This window comes from Phytopseudomonas punonensis, assembly GCF_900142655.1.
GTDB lineage: Bacteria > Pseudomonadota > Gammaproteobacteria > Pseudomonadales > Pseudomonadaceae > Aquipseudomonas > Aquipseudomonas punonensis.
Window position 1 is genome coordinate 180,734 of record NZ_FRBQ01000008.1, and the last position, 6,505, is coordinate 187,238.

The following is a 6,505-nucleotide window of genomic DNA, read 5'->3' on the forward strand; positions in this document are numbered from 1 at the left end:
TTCCCTGTAAGCCGAGGATCAGCCCTCAGCCGTGCTCCAGTCGATCCAGCCGAACTGCCAGGTCGCCAGAATAACCAGGCCAAAAGCGATGCGATACCAGGCGAACACCGCGTAGCTATGGTTGGCAATGAATACCAGCAGCGCACGCACCGTGATCATGGCCACGATAAAAGTGGTGACAAAACCGATGGCGAATACCGGCAGATCGCTCCACTGCAGGATTTCCCGGTACTTGTAGAGCGAGTAGACGGTGGCGGCGACCATGGTCGGCATCGCCAGGAAGAACGAGAACTCGGTAGCGGCCTTGCGCGACAACCCGAACAGCAGCCCGCCGATGATGGTCGAGCCGGAGCGCGAAGTGCCTGGGATCAACGCCAGACACTGCGCGAAGCCAACCTTGAGCGCCAATTTCCAGTCCATGTCATCGACCGATTCGGCGACGATGCGGTGCTGACGCTTCTCGGCCCAGATCATCACGATGCCGCCAAGGATCAACGCGGCGCTGACGGTGATCGGATTGAACAGCCAATGCTCGATGATATCGGCAAACAGCAGGCCAAGAATCACCGCCGGAATAAAAGCGATCAGCAGGTTTGCAGTGAAACGGCGAGCCATCGGATCGCTGCACAGACCGGTCACCACCGACAGGATGCGCTGACGAAACTCCCACATCACCGCCAGAATGGCGCCCAGCTGAATGATGATCTTGAACGCCGTGGCGCGTTCGCCATTGAAGTTCAGCAGGTCACCGACCACGATCAGGTGGCCGGTACTCGAGATGGGCAAAAATTCGGTAAGGCCTTCAACGATACCCAGAATCAGCGCCTGAAAAGCGAGCCAACTGTCCATCAACACTCCTACGGATATGCCAGACGGGCTGGCTGGAAAGGGATTGATTCTCGGACTGGAGCGGCTGACGGAGGTTCCAGACTGCCCGAAAAAAGCGGCAGTTATAAAGCAGTTATTTGCAATTTCAAACCGCTATCACTGTATTCGCGCAAATTGCGCCGCCGCTGACAATCTCGCCGCAAGACGCTCGCCCTGACACGGGATAGAATGCGCGCCCTCTCCTCATGCAACGGGCCTTTCATGTCACCGCTCGAAGTCTGCGCATCGCTGCTCGGCTTGCTCGCCGTCTGGCTGACCGTACGCCAGAACCCCTGGTGCTGGCCGATTGGCCTGGTCATGGTGGTGCTCTACGCGTGGGTATTCTTCGAGGCCAAGCTGTACTCAAACACGCTGCTGCAATTCGTCTATGCCGCGCTGCAGCTTTACGGCTGGTGGCACTGGACACGCGGCGATCGCCCCGATGAGCGCCTTGTGGTCTCTCGCCTAGATCTGCGCCAAACGTCGCTGGGGCTCGCGCTGGGTGTACTGGGCTCCATCGCACTGGGAATGTTGATGGCGACGTATACCGATGCCAGCGCACCTTGGCAGGATGCGGCGCTATGCGCCTTCAGCCTGGTTGCGCAGCTGTGGATGGCCAAGAAGCGTCTGCAATGCTGGCCACTGTGGATCGTGCTCGACCTGCTGTTCGTCGGCCTATTCATCGACCAGGCGCTCTTCTCCACTGCGGCCCTGTACGGCCTCTTCACCCTGCTGGCCTGCCATGGCTGGCTGACCTGGCGGCGTGAGCTAACCGTGCGTGCGGCATGAAGGTTCTGGTACTGACGGGCCCCGAATCAAGCGGCAAGAGCTGGCTGGCGAATGAATTGCAGCAGCATTTTGGCGGAATCGTGGTGGGCGAGTACGTGCGCCACTTTATCGACAGCCAGCAACGCGATACCTGTTATGCCGATATATCCACCATCGCCAAAGGTCAGCTCGCCTGGGAAGACACCGCTCGGGCAGAGCGCCCTCAACTGCTGATTCTCGACACGAACCTGCTGAGCAACATTCTGTGGAGCCGTGAGCTGTTTGGTGACTGTCCAGAGTGGATAGAGCCGGCCCTGCTCGAGCGCGAATACCACCTGCACCTGCTACTCGACCCGCGCGGCGTGGAATGGGTCAGCGACGGTCAACGCTGCCAACCGGAGCTAGAACAACGCCTGGCTTTTCATCACGCCTGTTCCGGGTGGCTGACCACTCACGGGCAACCCATGGTGGAAATTTCCGGCACCTGGGGCGAGCGTCAGGCGAAAGTCATCGCCCTGGTCGAGAACTGGCTGACGGATACCGAGTAAAAACCACACTAATTTAGCGGGCTGCTCGCGTGGCATCTTGCCATTAGCCGCTCGCATGGGCATAAAGGAGTACGACTAGAAGAACGCAACAAGGACGTCCCAATGCGCCTGATTCGCCGCGCCGTGCAGATCATCTTTCTGCTCGCGCTCATCGCCCTGCTGATCGTCGTTTATTACATCGCCAACCCCAATCTCCCCGACTACAAACCGGCGGACAAGGTGCACTACCTGGGGCAATGGAGCGACCAGGACCGCCAGTTCTATTACTACACCCCTCAGGGAACACGCGTTAAAGGCCTGCAGTACGCATGGTTCTCGGCGCTGGAGCTGCCCTTCGGCAAAAGCAAGTTTGCCGATCCCGACTATCTGGCGCGCTTTGGCTTCCTTACCCAACCTGGCCAGAAAGCCACACCGCTCAACCCTGGCAACCTGCCGGTTGGCTTCGCACGCCATCAGGATGACGAAAGCGGCGTGCAGTACCTGGATATCACCTGCTCCGCCTGCCACACCGGTGAGCTGCGCTACAAAGACCAGGCAGTGCGCATAGACGGCGGGGCTGCGCTGCATTCACTGGCATCCACGGTGCCAACCGTCAAAGGCGGCAGCTTTGGCCAGGCCCTTGGCATGAGCATGGCGTTCACCTATTACAACCCGCTGAAGTTTCGTCGCTTCGCCCACGAGGTATTGGGTGAGCACTACGATCGCGACTACGACACTCTGCGGGCGGACTTCAAAAGCGTGCTCGACCGCTTGCTAGGCACCGCTTACAACGACTGGCACCGTGGCCTCTACCCGACCGAAGAAGGCTTCGGCCGCACCGATGCCTTCGGGCGTATCGCCAATACCACCTTTGGTGACAGCATCGACGCAGCCAATTATCGCGTCGCCGATGCTCCGGTCAGCTACCCGCACCTCTGGGATATCTGGAAGTTCGACTGGGTGCAGTGGAACGGTTCCGCCATGCAGCCCATGGCGCGCAACGTCGGTGAAGCCCTCGGCGTCGGCGCCACGCTGCATCTGCTCGACGAAAACGGCAGAGCAGTGCCAGAGGGGGAGCGTTACGCCTCCAGCGTGCGCATCAACGAGCTCTACCAGCTGGAAGAAACCCTGAAACGCCTGCAACCACCGGCGTGGCCGGAAAAAATCTTTGGCAAGGTGGATATCCCTCTCGCCAGCCGAGGCCGCGCCCTGTTCCAGGAAAACTGCGCCCACTGCCATGCACCACAAGTCGTTGCACCCGATAAGCGCCTGGCCCCGGACCGCGATCCCGAGTGGCACATGCAAGTCATCCCGACATCCATCGTCGGCACTGACTCCACCACCGCCGACAATATCGCCGACCATCGTTTCGATATCAGCAAGCTGGGCTGGAAGAAGACCGAGCTGGCGAAACTCGAGGTCAAGCTGTACAGCAACAGCCTCGACAAGATCGACTTCCGAAATGTTTCACCCGCCGAAGCGCTGGCTTACATCACTGCCTATGTCGAGGAGCGGGCGTATCGCGATAACGGCATTGACCCCGAGCAGCGCAAGCGTATGGACGGTTATGGCTTGCCCATCGGTGTACAGGAGATTCGCGGCTACAAGGCTCGCCCGCTAGACAGTATCTGGGCCACGCCACCCTTCCTGCATAACGGCTCGGTACCCACGCTCTTTCATCTGCTGTCGCCAGTATCGGAGCGCCCCAGCCAATTCTGGGTCGGGAACTTCGAATTCGATCCCAAGCATGTCGGCTTCGTCAGCGGCAAATTTCCCGGCGGCTTCCTTCTCGATACGGGTATCAAAGGTAATGGCAACAAGGGGCACGAGTTCCGCGATGGCTGCCGCAACAGCGGCGTGATCGGCCGCGGCCTGCAACCGGAAGAACGCTGGGCGCTGGTCGAATACCTGAAGGTGCTGGGCAACGCAAAGCTGGAAAACCAATTGAGCGAGATGCCGAGCAAACCCTGGAATCCTGGGCAGTCCTGCCAGGGTAGCGTGACGGCTAACAACAAGGAGTCCAACGATGCTTAAACGATTCTGGCTTTGGCTTGGCCGGCTGTTGGGCAAAACACTGGTCTTTCTGTTGGTCGTCGGCCTCGGCGGTTGGGCTATAGGTGCGGCTTACTACAGCTGGAAATTCTCCGGCCCGGTATCAGACGAGGAACAGATACCAGCCAATGAGGCCGCTTATACAGAAGGCATCATTGAAGACGCCATTCGCGTGGTCGAGCAGCATCGCGACAATACCCGGGTCCTACGTGATGCTCACGCCAAGGCACACGGTTGCGTAAAGGCCGAAGTCACTGTCCGAGCGGATCTCGAGGAAACCCTACGCCAGGGCGTGCTCAGCGAGCCAGGCAAAACCTGGAAAGCCTGGGTGCGTCTTTCCAACGGCAACGCCTATCCGCAGTTCGACCGTGCTCGTGATGCACGAGGCATGGCCATCAAACTCCTCGATGTTCCAGGCGACAAGCTGATGTCGAATCCGCGACACGCCAGCGAGCAGGATTTCGTGATGTTCAATCATCCAGCATTCTTCGTACGCGATGTTGCGGAGTACCGGAGCAACTTTGCGGCCCAGGCGGACGGCAGAAAGGCGCTGGCTTTCTTCCCAAGTTGGGATCCGCGAACCTGGGAAGTCCGTCATTTGATCATCGCCCTGAAAACGCTTTCACCGGCACCGAGCAGTCCGGTCGAAACGACCTACAACTCCATCGCACCGTTCAAGCTTGGGCCACACAACATCAAGTACCGAGTCATACCGACGCCTGAAAACTGCCCTGCGTACGCGATACCAAAGCCAAACACCGACTTGCCTAACTTCCTGCGCAGCGCGCTTTATCAGCAGCTATCACTGGATCGCATGCCGGCTTGTTTCGCCCTGCAGGTACAACGGCAGAACCCGAGTTACTACATGCCGATCGAAGACCCGAGCGTGGAGTGGGACGAGAAGATAGCGCCGTTCGAAACTGTTGCGGACATCCGCCTACCTGCACAGGACTTCGATAGTACGGAGCAGAACCTGTTCTGCGACAACCTGTCGTTCAATCCATGGCATGCCCTGCCCGAGCATCGCCCTATCGGCGGGATTAACCGCTTGCGTAAGGCAGTGTACGAAGCTGTGAGCGCTTATCGTCACGACCGCAACGCCGTATTGGATCAACAGTGAGCACCCTACAGCGAGTAGCAGGCTGCTAGAATCGCAGCCTGTTCGCCCTGTAGACAAAGAGATTGGCCTTGGAACTGTTCAAAGAATTCATCTTCGAAGCCGCCCACCGGCTCCCCCACGTACCGGAAGGCCACAAATGCGCGCGCCTCCACGGTCACTCATTCCGCATTGCGGTTTATATCGAGGGAGAGGTCAATCCGCACACCGGCTGGATTCGCGACTTTTCGGAGATCAAGGCCATTTTCAAGCCGATCTACGAACAACTCGACCACAATTACCTAAATGACATTCCCGGCCTGGAAAACCCAACCAGCGAAGTGCTCGCCAAATGGGTATGGCAGCAACTCAAACCGCTGCTACCAGAGCTATCACGTATCCGTATCCACGAGACCTGCAGCAGCGGCTGTGAATATCGCGGCGACTGACACTCATCCGCTGCTCGTGAAAGAACAAAACCCGCCTTGTGCGGGTTTTGTGTTTTCAGTGGCATTGATAGTTAATCAAAAGTCAGTGAACTGGGCAGCGGTCACTTGGCTGCGAATTGCCCGGTTTAGGGGGGTGGCAGACGGATGGACTGCCTGCAAGCCCAGATCGGATCCACTGGGTTACGCCTTCGACTAACCCGGGCTACGAGAGCCCTTTAAACACCGTAGGGTGGAAGACACTTTCCTCTTTTACCAGCAACTCACTGCCGGGGTACGGCCTTAAACTATTTCGCCCGTAGCCTGCGGTTGAGCGAAGCGATACCCAGGGATCTGCTCATGCAGAGCCGACTTGTCGGCCGCAGCCTTGCTTTTCTGACGCCACAAAGACGAAACCCCAGATCTCTATTGAGATCTGGGGTTTCTAGTAGAAGCTTGACGATGACCTACTCTCACATGGAGAAACTCCACACTACCATCGGCGATGCATCGTTTCACTACTGAGTTCGGGATGGGATCAGGTGGTTCCAACGCTCTATGGTCGTCAAGCAAACTGGTTGCTGCTTCGGGGTTTAGCCGCTGCAGCGAATTGGGTATGTGATGTCAGTTGGTATTACGTGTTCTCGCAAATTTTCGGCATTACTGTCGACTTCTACCGTCTAACAGCCAAATTGTTTGGGTGTTATATGGTCAAGCCTCACGGGCAATTAGTACTGGTTAGCTCAACGCCTCACAACGCTTACACACCC

At 58.0% G+C, this 6,505-nt stretch carries 6 protein-coding genes and 1 rRNA gene; 5 read left to right on the top strand and 2 right to left on the bottom strand.

All coding sequences use genetic code 11. The features are described from left to right. Positions 1–18 precede the first annotated feature (18 nt). Positions 19–849, bottom strand: coding sequence for an undecaprenyl-diphosphate phosphatase (locus tag BUC40_RS18325; protein WP_073267616.1), 831 nt, complete (start codon positions 847–849; stop codon positions 19–21). A gap of 240 nt (positions 850–1,089) precedes the next feature. Between BUC40_RS18325 and pnuC the strand changes: the two genes are divergently transcribed. From pnuC to queD, 5 genes are all read left to right on the top strand, one after another. Continuing rightward, positions 1,090–1,656: a nicotinamide riboside transporter PnuC gene (pnuC, locus tag BUC40_RS18330; protein ID WP_073267617.1), complete on the top strand. Its 567-nt coding sequence runs from the start codon at positions 1,090–1,092 to the stop codon at positions 1,654–1,656. After that, positions 1,653–2,183, top strand: a complete 531-nt coding sequence (locus BUC40_RS18335; protein ID WP_073267618.1) for an AAA family ATPase — start codon at positions 1,653–1,655, stop codon at positions 2,181–2,183. Before pnuC ends, BUC40_RS18335 begins: the two co-directional genes overlap by 4 nt. Positions 2,184–2,285: 102 nt before the next feature. Beyond that, entirely contained in the window at positions 2,286–4,196 is a 1,911-nt protein-coding gene (locus BUC40_RS18340; protein ID WP_073267619.1) for a c-type cytochrome, read from the top strand. After that, a complete protein-coding gene (locus tag BUC40_RS18345) occupies positions 4,189–5,334 on the top strand; it encodes a catalase family protein (protein ID WP_073267620.1) in 1,146 nt (381 codons plus the stop codon). Before BUC40_RS18340 ends, BUC40_RS18345 begins: the two co-directional genes overlap by 8 nt. A gap of 68 nt (positions 5,335–5,402) precedes the next feature. Next, positions 5,403–5,759: a 6-carboxytetrahydropterin synthase QueD gene (gene queD / locus BUC40_RS18350; protein ID WP_073267621.1), complete on the top strand. Its 357-nt coding sequence runs from the start codon at positions 5,403–5,405 to the stop codon at positions 5,757–5,759. Positions 5,760–6,189: 430 nt separating this feature from the next. Here queD and rrf read toward each other — a convergent pair. Further along, a 5S ribosomal RNA gene (rrf, locus tag BUC40_RS18355) occupies positions 6,190–6,305 on the bottom strand. Positions 6,306–6,505 lie beyond the last annotated feature (200 nt).